A 13,938-nucleotide genomic window follows, 5' to 3' on the forward strand; every position below is an offset into this window, starting at 1 on the left:
TAATTTTAACGCATTTATTCATGGGTATCTTAAGCCGAAACAAGCAATGAATTTTAAATAACAATTTTTTTTAATGAATATATTCTTGTGTTATCAAATCATGGGATGCAAAGCCGGCGGTAATCGGCCGGCGGAGATATTGTTAGCAACCGGGTGCGGGAATATATGCGCCTGGCCCAGAGGCGGGAAGGCGCCGCCCACATCCGCCCGGCATGCGGCGATCGGTTGCGGCGGCCATCGGTAACCCCCCGATCCCCGGCGCGGCCGGGGAGGTTAGGCCAGAGCGCGGGCCAGCAGCGTTATCGGATGCTCGCAGGGCTTGCCGGTGGACATCTCGATTTGCCACTTGCAGGTTTCGCAGTCGGTCACCACCAGGTCGACGCCGCTGCGTTCGATCTGCTGGAACAACGGGGCGCCGATATCCTGCGCGGTGGCATAATTCTCCGATTTGAAACCGTAGGTGCCGGCGATGCCGCAGCACTGCGAGTCCAGCACCACCAGGTCGAGGCCGGGGATGCGCCTGAGCAGTTCCAGGGTATACAGCGCCCAGCCCATTTTTTCCATATGGCAGGGGGTGTGGTAGGCCACCCGCAGCCGCAGCGGCTTCAGGTCCAGCGTTTTGCCCGCCTCGAGCCGGCGGTAGATATAGCGGGTGGCCAGCTCGACACGCTCGCGCACCGCCGACGTATCCACGTCCAGCAGATGGGGATACTCCTCGCGCAGGGCATGGATGCAGCTGGACGAAGTGCCCACCACCGCCATGCCGTGCTCCAGCACCGCGTGTTCAAGCGAGGCGGCGTTGACCCGCGCCTGTTTTTGCGCCTGGGCGATAAAGCCGTTGGCGATAAGCGGCACGCCGCAGCATTTCTCGCGTTTTAACAGCTGCACCCCGATATCCATGGCGTTCAGCACCTTGATCAAATCCTTGCCCAGCTGCGGGTGGTTGTAATTGACGAAACAGCCGTGGAAAAAAGCCACCCGTTCGGCATACTGCCGCTGGATATCGGCCTCCTGGCGGTACCAGCGGCGGAAGGTGCCGAATGAGTATGTCGGCAACTGGCGGCGATGGTCGATTTTTAACGTTTTATCCAGCAGCCGCCGCACCGGTTTCAGTCCGGTGGCCATATTCACCACCGGCGCCAGGGGGGTGGAAAGGGATCCCATGATGTCGGTATGGCTGAGAATGGCGTCGCGCAGGCTAGGTTTGTGCGCGCTGTAGCGGGCCTTGGCCCGCTGGATAATATCGCCGATGCGTACTTCGGACGGACAGGCCACCTCGCAGCGCTTGCAGTTGGAGCAATATTTCAGCGCGTCGTCGTAGAGCGTCGGATCCTTCAGGCGCAGCCGTTCGCCGTCCGGCCCCGCCTGCTTCGGCCCGGGATACAGCGGATTGACCCGTGATACCGGGCAATAGGTGGTGCAAACGGTACATTTCAGGCAGCTCTCAAAGCTGTTATCAAAGGGCAGGCTCATGATTTTCCTCAAGCGTAACGGCGATCCTTCCCGCGGCGTGCAGCGCGCTTACCAAAGAAACCCCCGCGCCGCAGCCCTGGCTTAACGGATCATAGCCGCCAAGCACCGCGCCGACGGCATACAGGTTTTCCAGCGGTTCACCGCCAAGCAGCGCCCGCAGGCGGTCATCGGTTTTAACTCCGAACTGCAGATAGGGCTGGGGGGCGAAAAAATCGGCTCGGCTCCAGGTATCCCGCTCCCCGTCGCCAAACATGTCCAGACCAAACACCGGTTCATAGACCCGCTCATGGGTGGACGCCAGTCCATTGCTGAAAAAACTGCCGCTGGCCAGCACCACCTGGCGCGCGCGCACCGGGATATCGGCGTGGTTGCGGGTGGAAACGCTGATGATGCGCCGGCCCGCGAACCGCGCCTTCAATACCTTGTCGCCCGGCATAAAGACGCCGCCCAGCCGGTTAAGGCGCCGGCGCAGCGCCTGGAACAACCGGATGCCCAACAGCGAGGGCGGCAGGGTCGGCAGCAGGTAGATTGGCCGATTGACGAGTCCGCGCAGCCGTTCAAGCGGCTGCGGCGAGTCCAGTCCGATACAGGCCGGCAGAATAAGGCATTGCGCGTCCCCCGCCAGGCGTTCAAGCTCGGCGGCCAGGGCCGGGATATTCTCAGGCAAATCCAGTACCCTGGCGATATTAACCGCGCGAAATTCACTGGGATTGGCGCGCAGCCGGTCGAGCGCGGGCAGGCGCAGGCAGGCCACAACGGCATGTATGCCTTGCTCCGCCGCGAGGGAGGCGGCGGCGATGCTGGCCTCGAAATCCAGAAAACCCTCGATGTCTATCACCGCCACCCTTTGCCAGGGCAGGATGCCGTCCCAGGGCGTTACCGGCACCTCTTCGGGACTGAGCCAGCTTGCCTTGCGGGTGCCCAGCGGCGTAATGCGCTGATGGTTATGCTGCGCCCGGCCCGTCAGCGCAATGTCGCAACGGGCCAGCAGCGCCTGCGCGTCCGCGGCCCGGGCCATGACCTCGCGCGCGCCCAGCAGGCTATAGGGATGCTGCGGCGCCTGTTCCGCCAGCGCCGCCAGCGCGTCGGGGGGGGACGCCACCGGCGTGCCGTCCGGCAGGCGCGACAGCAGATCCAGCGAGCCGGAAGAGAAATACAGCGCGCTTTGCCCGGCGCTGACCACCGCCGTACGGTGGCCTTGTTCCGCCAGACTGACGGCGCAGCTAAGCCCGGCCAGGCCGCCGCCAATTACCACGGCATCAAATTCCATCATCGGCCTCCGTGTTCTTTTGGCTATCGTCCCGGGCGGCGTGACGGGCATCGCCGTCCAAACCGCACAGGCCACGATAGACCCAACTGGTAAATTCGCTTTCGCGCAGCGCGTCTCCCCAGGCCACCGGCCTGATGCCTTTCCAGCGCTCATTCAGGAACGCCGACAGCTGGCCGATGGACTGGCGCGGGGTGGCGACGTTAAGACGGGTTAACAGCCCGGCGGCGCGGCAGGCGCACAGCTCGCCCTGGCAGGTGCCCATGCCGACGCGCGTGCGGCGGCGCAGGTCGGTGAGGTTATTGACGTTCAGGGCCTCCACCGCGTAGCGGACTTCTCCCGCCGTGACCGCCTCGCATTCGCAGACCAGGCTGTTGGCCTGGCGGTCGCCCCACAGTACCTGGTTGGCGCGATCGCCGTGGCGATAAACGGCGGAGCCGGAGATGCTGGCGGGCAGCGGGCCGGCGGCGCGCCCGGCCTCTTGCGCCGGTTTCCTGGATCCGGGCAGGGCGTGCTGCGCCGTGGTGCAGGGCACGGTGATGCCCAGCTTGGCGCAGACCGTATCCGTGGCCCATTCGGCCATCAGGCGATAGGTCATCAGCTTGCCGCCGGTAATGGTGATAAAGCCCTCCAAGCCGTCGCGTTTGGCATGGTCCAGCAGGACAATGCCGCGGCTGACGTTGCGCCCGGAAGGATCGTCGTCGCTGGCCACCAGCGGCCGCACGCCGGCGTAGGCGCGCAGTACGCGCGTGTGCGCCAGGCGCGGCGCCAGCAGCGCGCCTTCGCGCAGCAACAGGTCAACCTCGTCGGGGGTGACCGTCAGCCGGTCGATATCGCCGTAATCGACGCGGGTGGAGGTGGTGCCGATGAGGGAAATGGTATCGCCCGGCACCAGGATATCGGCATCGGCCGGGGCGCGGCAGCGGTTAATGACCAGGTTGTTGATGCGGTGTCCGAGGATCAGCAGCGCGCCTTTGGCCGGGAACATGCGGATGCGCAGGTCGGCGTATTCGGCGATATGCTGTCCCCAGATCCCCGCGGCGTTGACGACCACCGGCGCGTAAATATCATGTGTCTGGCCGCAGGCATGGTCGAACGCGCGCACGCCGCGCACCCGATCGCCCTGGCGGATAAGCCCCGTGACGCTGTGGTAGGTTAAAAAACGCGCGCCATGCTCGCGCGCGTCGATCATATTGGCGGTGGTCAGGCGAAACGGATCGACGGTGCCGTCCGGCACCCGCACCGCGCCGATAAGCGCCGGATTGACCGCCGGTTCCTGCCTGAGGGCCAGCTGCGGATCGATGGCCTGCGCCTCGATGCCGGCATCCAGGCAGGCGGCGATAAATCGTTGCTGATACGCCAGCGAATCCTGCGGTAGGGTGATAAACAGGCCGTCGGTGGCCTCGACGCAGTGATGGGCGATACGTTTGAGGATGCGGTTTTCTTCGATGCATTCGCGGGCGGATTCGCTGTCTGTGACAGCGTAACGCGCACCGCTGTGCAGCAAACCGTGGTTGTGGCCGGTAGCGCCGGCGGCGATATCGTCGCGCTCGAGCAACAGGCACCGCAGCCCACGCAGGGCGCAGTCGCGTGCGATCCCCGCCCCGGTGGCGCCGCCGCCGATGATAATGACGTCCGTCTCCTCATGGGAATAACGGTTGCTCATATTCTCTCCCATAGATTAATCCCCTAGTGAGCGGATGGTTATAGTAGGATTAACGCATAAAATGGACAGGATTTGTGTGATAAAGAACAATAACGAACAATAAACGAAAATAAAAAGCGCGATTACTTACTTTATTGGCTCGTTGGCTCGTTGGCTCGCGGCAATGTCGGCGGACGTTTAGCGCGGGCCGAAAGCAGGGACGCGGGGCAATGCGGCGGGGGTTTCGTTTGTGGCTTGTGGGGCGGTTATGTGGCTGCGTCGTGGGTGTCGCTTGTGGCTGGTGGGGTGGTTTATGTGGCTGCGGCGGGGATGTCGCTTGTGGCTGGCGGGGTGGTTTATGTGGCTGCGGCGGGGGTGTCGCTTGTGGCTGGCGGGGCAGTTTATGTGGCTGCGGCGTGGGGTTCGTTTGTGGCTTATGGGGCGGTTTATGCTGCCGTGGCGTGGGTTTCGCGTGCCGTGCGTTAGGGTGCGCTAGGGCATATGTCGCCTCGGCGAAGGTTTCGCTTGCCGTACGTGAGGTGTTCATATGTAGTGCCGGGCGCCGGCAAGCGACAAAGAGGCCGTACCGCGACGGCCTCCTTGACCTCCGCGCGTCCGGCAGATCGTGCGCCGCTGCGCGGTGCCCGGCATCACCCATCCCGGCTTTGTGGACCGCACGGGACGCGCTCCCGGCGCGGCCCTTAGCTTTCGCCGCTCCCGGCGGCTCATCCAGCCGCGATGTGCGCCGCCGGCGCACTCTATGCCGGCACCACGTCAACACCATCGCCTGTGAGTAAAATAGCGTTTTTGGGTTTCTTGCGGCATGCACTTACCGGGAAAGGTATCAGTATTCATTTTGCGCTAACGTTTACAGCCTGATGGCTGATGGCTGATGGTTGAAAGCGTAATGCTTACTGTTAAAACTTAAGCTTAAAGTTGAATGATGAATGATGATGGCCTTACTGCATGACTGCATGACTGCATGACTGTATGACTATATGTCCAACTTTTCGTTGTGTCAGATACATTCCATACCCGGTGTATTCCATAACGGTCAATCGCATTCCGACGCCAGACCTTATCCAAAACAACAGCGCCGCTATTGCTACATAATATGCCGTGCGAACAGCGACATGTGGACCGGCATAAAGCGCGCTGACGGCGCCTGTGCCCCCGGCATGAGCCGCTGGGAGCGGCGAAAGGCCCGTTGCGCCGGGAGCGCATAACGGGCCGGTGCATAACGGGGGAACTGGCGTCGGAAGGTATCGCGCAGCGACGCGCGATCTGCCGGGCGCGTGGAGGTCAAGGAGGCCGTCGCGGTACGGCCTCTTTGTCGCTTGCCGGCGCCCGGCATTCCATATAGCCGCCGAACGCACGGCAAGCGAAACCTTCGCCGAGGCGGCATATGCCCTGGCGCACCCTAACGCATGGCACCTTAACGCACGGCAAGCGAAACCCACGCCACGGCAACATAAATCTCCCCGCAAGCAGGTTAACCGTATCCCGACGCCAGATTCTATCCAAAACAACAGCGCCGCTATTGCTACACAATATGCCGTGCGAACAGCGACATGTGGACCGGCATAAAGCGCGCTGACGACGCCTGTGCCCCCGGCATGAGCCGCCGGGAGCGGCGAAAGGCCCGGTTGCGCCGGGAACGCATAACGGGCCGGTGCATAACGGGGGAACTGGCGTCGGAAGGTATCGCGCAGCGACGCGCGATCTGCCGGGCGCGCGGAGGTCAAGGAGGCCGTCGCGGTACGGCCTCTTTGTCGCTTGCCGGCGCCCGGCAATACATATAAGCGCCGAACGCACGGCAAGCGAAACCTTCGCCGAGGCGACATAAATCTCCCCGCAAGCAGGTTAACCGTATCCCGACGCCAGATTCTATCCAAAACAACAGCGCCGCTATTGCTACACAATATGCCGTGCGAACAGCGACATGTGGACCGGCATAAAGCGCGCTGACGGCGCCTGTGCCCCCGGCATGAGCCGCTGGGAGCGGCGAAAGGCCCGTTGCGCCGGGAGCGCATAACGGGCCGGTGCATAAGGGGGAACGGGCGTCGGAAGGTATCGCGCAGCGACGCGCGATCTGCCGGGCGCGCGGAGGTCAAGGAGGCCGTCGCGGTACGGCCTCTTTGTCGCTTGCCGGCGCCCGGCATTCCATAAAACAACTGAACGCACGGCAAGCGAAACCTTCGCCGAGGCGGCATATGCCCTGGCGCGCCCTAACGCATGGCACCCTCAAGCACGGCAAGCGAAACCTTCGCCGAGGCGACATATGCCCTGGCGCACCCTAATGCATGGCCCCCAACGTACGGCAAACGAAACCCCGCCCCACAGCATAAGCCGCAAGCGCAACCCTCCGCAGGTTTAATCATTATCAGGGGAAGATCCGCCACCCGGACGCCGGGCGGCGGAAACATCAGTTTAAACGCTTTACGGGGAACGCGTTGCGCGGGCCTATTTAACGGAGCTGCCGATCATCGCCTCGGGCCGTACCCATTGGTCGAACTCCGGCTCTGAAACATAGCCCAGTTTCAGCGCCGACGCTTTTAGCGTCAGCCCCTCTTTATGGGCTTTTTTTGCAATCTCGGCCGCTTTGTCATACCCGATATGGGTATTGAGCGCGGTGACCAGCATCAGCGATTCATTCAGCAGTTGGCTGATGCGTGCCCGATTGGGTTCGATGCCGCCGGCGCAGTGCCGGGTAAAGCTGCTGATGCCGTCGGCCAGCAGGCGGATGGATTGCAGCATATTATGCGAGATAAGCGGCCGGAAGACGTTCAGTTCAAAATTGCCCGACGCGCCGCCAAAGTTCACCGCCACATCATTGGCCATAACCTGGGCGCACAGCATGGTCATGGCCTCGCATTGGGTGGGGTTGACCTTGCCGGGCATAATCGAGCTGCCGGGCTCGTTTTCCGGGATGGCGATTTCGCCGATACCGCAGCGCGGCCCGGAGGCGAGCCAGCGCACGTCGTTGGCGATTTTGAACAGCGACGCGGCCAGTCCTTTGAGCGCCCCGTGTCCTTGTACCAGGGCGTCGCAAGAGCCGAGCGCCTCGAACTTGTTCGGTGCGGTGACAAACGGCTGCCCGGTCAGCTCCGCCAGGGCCTTCGCCACCCGTACGGCATATTCCGGATGGGTGTTAAGGCCGGTGCCCACCGCCGTGCCGCCCAGCGCCAGTTCGCTCAGATGCGGTACCGTCGCCTCGATATGCCGCGCGCTGTGGCCGAGCATCGCCGCCCATCCGGAAATTTCCTGTCCCAGGGTCAGCGGGGTGGCGTCCTGCAAATGGGTGCGCCCGATTTTCACCACGTCGCTGAATGCTTCGGCCTTTTGTTCCAGGCACGCCCGCAGCGTAGCCAGCTGCGGCAATAATTGAGTGCGCAGGGCAATCACCGCCGCCACATGCTGCGCGGTGGGGAACACGTCGTTCGAGCTCTGGCTTTTATTGACATCGTCATTGGGATGCACCAGGCGCGTATCGCCGCGCTCCCCGCCCAACAGTTCGCTGGCGCGGTTGGCCAGCACCTCGTTCATATTCATATTGGTCTGGGTCCCCGAGCCGGTTTGCCAGATGGACAGCGGAAACTCCTGCGGATGCTTTCCCGCCAGCACTTCGTCGGCGGCGGTGATAATGGCCTGCGCCTTGTCGCGGGCCAGCAGGCCCAGGTCCAGGTTCACCTGGGCGGCGGCGCGTTTGGTCATGGCCAGCGCAGCGATAAGCTCCGCCGGCATCTTTTCCTGCGAAATGCGGAAATGCTCCAGCGAGCGCTGGGTCTGCGCCCCCCATAGCCGGTCGGCGGGCACTTCGACGGCGCCCATGGAGTCTTTTTCAGTGCGGATATTTTCCATAATGTGATCCTTATGCGATAAACAAAAATAAATCGCGCGGCGGGTGTTCCATCCGCCGCGCCGCGCGATGCGAGTCGTGTTTATAAAAAGCCGTAGGCGGCGGCCAGGATCCAGCCGACAAGGCTGGAGACGCCCACGCCAAGCAGGCCCACCAGGATAAAGCTGTGGTTGATGACATACTTGCCGATATGGGTGGTGCCGGAACGGTCAAACTGGATAGCCGCCAGGTCGCTGGGATAGGTCGGCAGGATATAATAGCCGTAGCAGGCGGGCGCCGAGGCGACGATATAGGCCGGGTCGACGCCGATGGCCAGGGCCAGGGGCACAATCGCCGCCAGCGCCGCGGCCTGGGAGTTGACGAACTTCGAGACCACCAGCAGCGCCAGCGCGTAGGCCCAGGGATGGACCTTGATAATGGCGCCGAGGCTGGCTTCGATTTCGGCCAGGTGCGCGCCGAAGATGGTTTCCGCCATCCAGGCGATGCCGTAGACCGCCACGATGGCAATCATGCCGGAGCGGAAGACTTCGTTTTTCGAGATGGCCGCCGGGTTGGTTTTGGTGGCGATGATAATCAGGGCGCCGGAAAACAGCATGCACATCTGGATAACCAATACCATCGACAGCCGTTTGCCGCCGAACACCGGCAGCAGCTGCGGCATCGCGCCCAGCAGCGCGACGACGGCGATGGTGGCGAGGAAAATCCACATCGCCACCCAGTTGCTGCGCGGCAGCTTCTGGTTGAGCAGGGTGGCGGTATCGCCGTAGACATAGTGGCGGTTTTCGGGGTCGGCGATAAATTTCTGGAACACCTCGTCCTTATCCAGGTCCTTGCCGCGGAACCAGCTGAAGATACCGATGGCCAGGATGCCGCACAGGGTGGAGGGAACGGTGATGGCCAGCAGGTCGAGGAAGTCGAGGTGGCGGCCGTTAAAAGACACATTGCCGAGCATGGCCACCAGGGAGACCACCGCGACCGACACGGGGCTGGCGATAATGCCCATCTGGGCGCCGACGGAGCTGGCGGCCATGGGACGTTCGGGGCGGATATTATTTTTAATCGCCACGTCGTAGATGATGGGCAAAATGGTGTAGACCACATGGCCGGTGCCGCAGAGGATGGTCAGGCAGCAGGTGACGAAGGGGGCGACGATGGAGACGTATTTGGGGTTGCGCCGCAGGAGTCGCTCGGCGATTTGCAGCATGACGTCCAGGCCGCCGGAGGCTTGCAGGGTGGCGGAGGCGGCGACCACGGCGATAATCACCAGCATGACGTCGACCGGGGGTTTACCGGGTTCGAGATGGAAGACGAAGACCAGGATAACCAGCCCGATACCGCCCAGGAGGCCGAGGGCGATACCGCCCTTTCTGGCGCCGTATAACAGACAGGCCAGAATAACGGCCAGTTGAATAAAAAATGCCATTTGTACTTTTCCTTTGTTTAATAACTTTATTTAAATTCACTGCTTAACAAATAACTCCGTTTAAAACCATAATGATTGTGCTGAATCACATACCGACGCTTTTTTTAGTTAATAATATGATTTAATATTTTTATGTTATAGCCAATCTTATTTAGGCAAATCATATTGTTGTTTAGATGTTAATGCTTATGATGTGAAATAATTAATTTGATTTAAGGGCGGGAATTAAACACTATTGCTGGCGAAACCCGCCGCCGCCGCACCGGCATGATGCGGCGGGCGGTATTTACTGGAAACACTGGCGCAGCGCCTCCAGTTTTTCCGGTAATAAGCGGTAAAAATAGACCGGGCGCCCCATGGAGCCGTAAAAAATGGTGGTGGTAAGAATATCCGCCTCCGCCAAATATATCAGGTATTTGCGGCAGGAGACCTTGGAGATGTTGATGGCGTTGGCCAGCATCTCGGTGGAAAATTCCCGATCCTTGCTTTGCTCAATCCACTCGCCGATGGTGCGCAGGGTAATAACGGTCAGGCCTTTGGGCAATTTTTTATGGCCGTGATCGGCGTCGGCGGTTTTATGGTGAATTAAATGGTCGATATCGGACTGCGCGCAGTTTTCGCGCAGGTCGAGTAAATTGACCTCCTCGCGGTAGCTGACCAGCGCCTGTTCAAAACGGGCGAACTGAAAGGGCTTGATAAGATAATCCACCACGCCGTATTTGAACGCTTTTTTCACCGTGCCGACATCGGTGGCCGAGGAAATAATCAAGACATCGGTTTGCTCGCTGATTTCACGGATGATGGGCAGCAGATCCAAGCCGTTATCCTGCTGCATATAAATATCCAGCAGCACCAGATCAATTTTATCCCCGGCCGCCATCAGCAGCGACCGCGCTTGCTGCAGGGTGGAGGCGGTGGCGTGGTATTGAAACCCGCTGACCTGGCTCAGGTAGCATTTGTTCAATTCGGCCACCATGGCGTCATCGTCGACAATCAGAGTATTTATCATAGGGTTACCCCGTTTTTATCCGATATGGCAAAGTGATGTCGAAGCGGGTGCTCACCCCCGGTTCAGACGTAAATTCCATCCATCCGCCCAGCCGTTCCACGCCTTCCCGGGCAAGATAAAGGCCGATGCCGCGGCCGGTGCCTTTGGTGGAAAAACCGCGCTGGTAGACCGTGTTCCCCACGGCCGGGTCGATACCGGGGCCGTCGTCGCTCACCGTGCACTGCAGCAGCATATCATCCCGATAGAGGAAACTGACGGTGATCGTGCCTTTTTCGCTCTCGGACAGGGCATCCATGGCATTTTCAATCACATTGCCCAATACGGTGATAAGGCAGGCGGTGGTGTCGTTATCATCGGTATCGGGCAGCCAGCTGTCCTCGGTAATCACCAGGCCGATATCAAGGTCGCGGGCGCGGTTAATCTTACCGAGCAGGAAACCGGCGATCACCGGCGATTTGACGATACGAATCAGGGTGCCGATTTCATTTTGATAATTATTGGCCGTTTTCAAGATATAGGATTCCAGCGCCTGGTAGCTTTTTAAATGCAGCATGCCGAGAATCACATGCAGCTTATTCATAAATTCATGGGATTGCACCCGCAGGGTATCGGCATAGGCCGACATGCCGTCCAGACGCTCGAGCAGGCGCGCCACCTCGGTTTTATCGCGAAACGTGGCAATAGCGCCGACGATGTCCTCGCCCACGATCACCGGCACGGTATTGGTCAGCAGCACGCTGCCGTTGATATGGCTTTCCCGGTCGCGCTGGGGCTTGCCGGTTTGCAGCACGTTGCGTAAATAGAGCTGCGCCGGCCAATTCTTGCTTGCCGCGTCCAGCAGCAGGTTTTCCCAGGGGCCGTGCTGTTTGAACAGCCGTTTGGCCTCGTCGTTGATAAGCGTAATCTGGCCGTCGGCGTTGACGGCAATCACCCCTTCCTTGACCGATTGCAGCATGGCGTTGCGCTCCTCGAACAATTGCGCGATTTCATGGGGTTCGAATCCCAGCATGATGCGCTTGAGCGCCTTGACCAGCAGCCAGGTGCCGATACCGCCCACGGCGGCGCCGATAAGCGCGGTCCACAGCAGGTTCCAGCGGTTGCCGTTGACGATGGTCTGTACCGTATCCAGTGAAATGCCAATCGCCACCACGCCGATTTGCCGCTGCGCGGCGTTATAGACCGGGGTATAGATACGCAGCGCCCGCCCCAGCGTGCCCTGGTTAATCGCCTGGTGTTCCCGCGCCTGGAGCGCCGGCAGTATATCGTCGCCGACATAGAGTTTACCCAGCAGTTCGGCATTCGGATGCGAATAACGTATCCGGTTCATATCGGTGACCACGACAAAAAACAGGTCGTTGCGTATCCGCGCGGCTTCGGCCACCTGCTGAATGGCGCCCGGATTGCCCTGGCCGCCCAGGCCCTGCACCACCTCGGGATCCTGCGCCAGGGTGCGGGCGATGGCGAAGGCTTTATCCCGCACGTTGTTCTCGGCCAGTTCGCTTATCTGGCTGAAAAACAGCATATGGACCACCACCAGCACGGAAACGATGACACCCGATACCATGAGAATGACGGAGGTGCTCAATGTCAGCGGCGCTTTGCGGGTGTCTCTGGCCATGTGTTCTCCGTGTTCGCCAATCGTCTTGCCCGGGATGATACGACAAAATAAGGCTGAAGGAGGGGTATTTTGCTGCCGTTATCATTACGCCGCGCCATGAATAAGATGGTAAAGACTCTGCTTGCTTCTGACGCGGGTCTGCTTCACACTCCCGGCAAAAATAGTGGCGGGCGCGCATAAAACCAGCGCCTGATTATGCCGTGGCTGAAAATAATCTCCGGTAGAGGATTATTTTACTTAATAAAATAACAGAATAGTTATTTAATGGCGTGCGTCGTGGAAATATAATGCATAGAGGTCCAGCCTAACAAAAAACAAATAAAGTAAAATTTTAGAGTAAACATTTTGAAATAATATTGGTTAAAAATGTTCTTGGTCACAAATAATAAAAATATAAATTGTCATTTGGCCCTAAATTGATAGAGATCAATTTAACCCTCTCATAATAATTTCAGGGTCTCAATGACGCAGCCGTGCTTGAGCAGCGTTGCCATGTAAGAGGCCCAAAACCACTATGAATACCCGCATTACTCCCCCGGGGGTTGATCGCCGTACCTTTTTAAAACTGTGCGCCGCCCTGGCCGCCACCATGGGCCTGAGCAGCCGCGCGGCCGGCGAAATGGCCCGCTCCCTGGCGCAGCCGACGCGGCCGCCGGTTATCTGGATCGGCGCCCAGGAATGCACCGGCTGCACCGAGTCCCTGCTGCGCGCGACGCATCCGACGCTGGAACACCTGCTGCTTAACGATATTTCCCTGGAATACCATGAGGTGCTCTCCGCCGCCTTCGGCGCCCAGGCCGAGGACAATAAGCAGCGCGCGGTGGAGCGGTACCGCGGCAAATATGTGCTGGTGGTGGACGGCTCCATCCCGCTCAAGGACGGCGGCGTGTACTGCATGGTGGCCGGCAAACCTATTGTCGAGCATATCCGTGAATGCGCCGAGGGCGCCGCCGCCATTATCGCCATCGGGTCCTGTTCCGCCTGGGGCGGCGTGCCGGCCTCGGGCAGCAATCCCACCGGGGCGGTCAGCCTGCAGCAGGCCCTGCCGGGCAAAACCATTATCAATATCCCGGGCTGCCCGCCCAATCCGCATAATTTCCTGGCGACGGTGGCCCATATCATTACCTGGGGGCGCGCGCCGGCGCTTGACGCCGCCGGCCGGCCCACCTTTGCCTATGGCCGTCTGATTCATGAAAACTGTGAGCGGCGGCCGCATTTCGACGCGGGGCGTTTTGCCCGGGAATTCGGCGACGAGGGGCATCGCCAGGGGTGGTGTCTGTACCATCTGGGCTGTAAAGGACCGGAGACCTACGGCAACTGCCCGACCCTGGAGTTTTGCGATGTGGGCGGCGGTATCTGGCCGGTGGGCATCGGCCATCCCTGTTATGGCTGCAATGAGCAGGGCATCGGCTTTACCAAGGGGATTTTCCAATTGGCGAATGTGGAAAACCCCACCCCCAGGGCGGAAAAACCCGCCGTCCATCAGCCGGAAGGAGCGCCGCGCTCCGCCACCGCCACCGGCCTTATCGGCGGCGTGCTGGGGGTGGTGGCGGGCGTCGGCCTGATGACGGTGCGTGAACTGGGCCGGGCGCAGAATAAACAGCGCCGGGATCGGACCGACGCTTCGTCCCGGGAGGAGTGAGC

8 protein-coding genes are annotated in these 13,938 nt (G+C 60.5%); 1 reads left to right on the forward strand and 7 read right to left on the reverse strand.

Annotated features, from left to right (window positions below):
- Window positions 1-273 precede the first annotated feature (273 nt).
- The 7 genes from glpC to ACL2XF_RS03865 form a co-directional block, all read right to left on the reverse strand.
- Window positions 274-1,473 carry an anaerobic glycerol-3-phosphate dehydrogenase subunit GlpC gene (glpC, locus tag ACL2XF_RS03835; RefSeq protein WP_413728045.1) on the reverse strand — a complete coding sequence of 400 codons (1,200 nt, stop codon included), beginning with the start codon at window positions 1,471-1,473 and terminating at the stop codon, window positions 274-276.
- Window positions 1,457-2,743, reverse strand: a complete 1,287-nt coding sequence (gene glpB, locus ACL2XF_RS03840; RefSeq protein ID WP_410016776.1) for a glycerol-3-phosphate dehydrogenase subunit GlpB — start codon at window positions 2,741-2,743, stop codon at window positions 1,457-1,459. The genes glpC and glpB overlap by 17 nt, the downstream gene beginning before the upstream one ends.
- On the reverse strand, window positions 2,733-4,406 hold the full coding sequence (gene glpA, locus ACL2XF_RS03845; protein ID WP_413728046.1) for an anaerobic glycerol-3-phosphate dehydrogenase subunit A: 1,674 nt from the start codon (window positions 4,404-4,406) through the stop codon (window positions 2,733-2,735). The genes glpB and glpA overlap by 11 nt, the downstream gene beginning before the upstream one ends.
- A 2,442-nt stretch (window positions 4,407-6,848) precedes the next feature.
- Entirely contained in the window at window positions 6,849-8,246 is a 1,398-nt protein-coding gene (gene fumC, locus ACL2XF_RS03850; RefSeq protein ID WP_413728047.1) for a class II fumarate hydratase, read from the reverse strand.
- An 80-nt stretch (window positions 8,247-8,326) separates the two neighbouring features.
- Window positions 8,327-9,667: an anaerobic C4-dicarboxylate transporter gene (locus ACL2XF_RS03855; protein WP_410014418.1), complete on the reverse strand. Its 1,341-nt coding sequence runs from the start codon at window positions 9,665-9,667 to the stop codon at window positions 8,327-8,329.
- 286 nt (window positions 9,668-9,953) lie between these two features.
- A complete protein-coding gene (gene dcuR, locus ACL2XF_RS03860) occupies window positions 9,954-10,676 on the reverse strand; it encodes a two-component system response regulator DcuR (protein ID WP_410014419.1) in 723 nt (240 codons plus the stop codon).
- 4 nt (window positions 10,677-10,680) lie between these two features.
- The gene (locus ACL2XF_RS03865) at window positions 10,681-12,294 is read right to left on the reverse strand and encodes a sensor histidine kinase (RefSeq protein ID WP_410014420.1); all 1,614 of its coding nucleotides are present in this window, start codon (window positions 12,292-12,294) and stop codon (window positions 10,681-10,683) included.
- A 514-nt stretch (window positions 12,295-12,808) separates the two neighbouring features.
- Between ACL2XF_RS03865 and hybO the strand changes: the two genes are divergently transcribed.
- Entirely contained in the window at window positions 12,809-13,936 is a 1,128-nt protein-coding gene (hybO, locus tag ACL2XF_RS03870) for a hydrogenase 2 small subunit (RefSeq protein WP_410014421.1), read from the forward strand.
- The last annotated feature ends 2 nt before the right edge of the window (window positions 13,937-13,938 follow it).

Source organism: Sodalis sp. RH19 (genome assembly GCF_047324215.1).
GTDB lineage: Bacteria > Pseudomonadota > Gammaproteobacteria > Enterobacterales > Enterobacteriaceae > Acerihabitans.

Coding starts and splice junctions, on each gene's coding strand:
- ACL2XF_RS03855 (WP_410014418.1), bottom strand. CDS start 9,667: ATGGCATTTTTTATTCAACTGGCCGTTATTCTGGCCTGTCTGTTATAC.
- dcuR (WP_410014419.1), bottom strand. CDS start 10,676: ATGATAAATACTCTGATTGTCGACGATGACGCCATGGTGGCCGAATTG.
- glpA (WP_413728046.1), bottom strand. CDS start 4,406: ATGAGCAACCGTTATTCCCATGAGGAGACGGACGTCATTATCATCGGC.
- fumC (WP_413728047.1), bottom strand. CDS start 8,246: ATGGAAAATATCCGCACTGAAAAAGACTCCATGGGCGCCGTCGAAGTG.
- hybO (WP_410014421.1), top strand. CDS start 12,809: ATGAATACCCGCATTACTCCCCCGGGGGTTGATCGCCGTACCTTTTTA.
- glpC (WP_413728045.1), bottom strand. CDS start 1,473: ATGAGCCTGCCCTTTGATAACAGCTTTGAGAGCTGCCTGAAATGTACC.
- glpB (WP_410016776.1), bottom strand. CDS start 2,743: ATGGAATTTGATGCCGTGGTAATTGGCGGCGGCCTGGCCGGGCTTAGC.
- ACL2XF_RS03865 (WP_410014420.1), bottom strand. CDS start 12,294: ATGGCCAGAGACACCCGCAAAGCGCCGCTGACATTGAGCACCTCCGTC.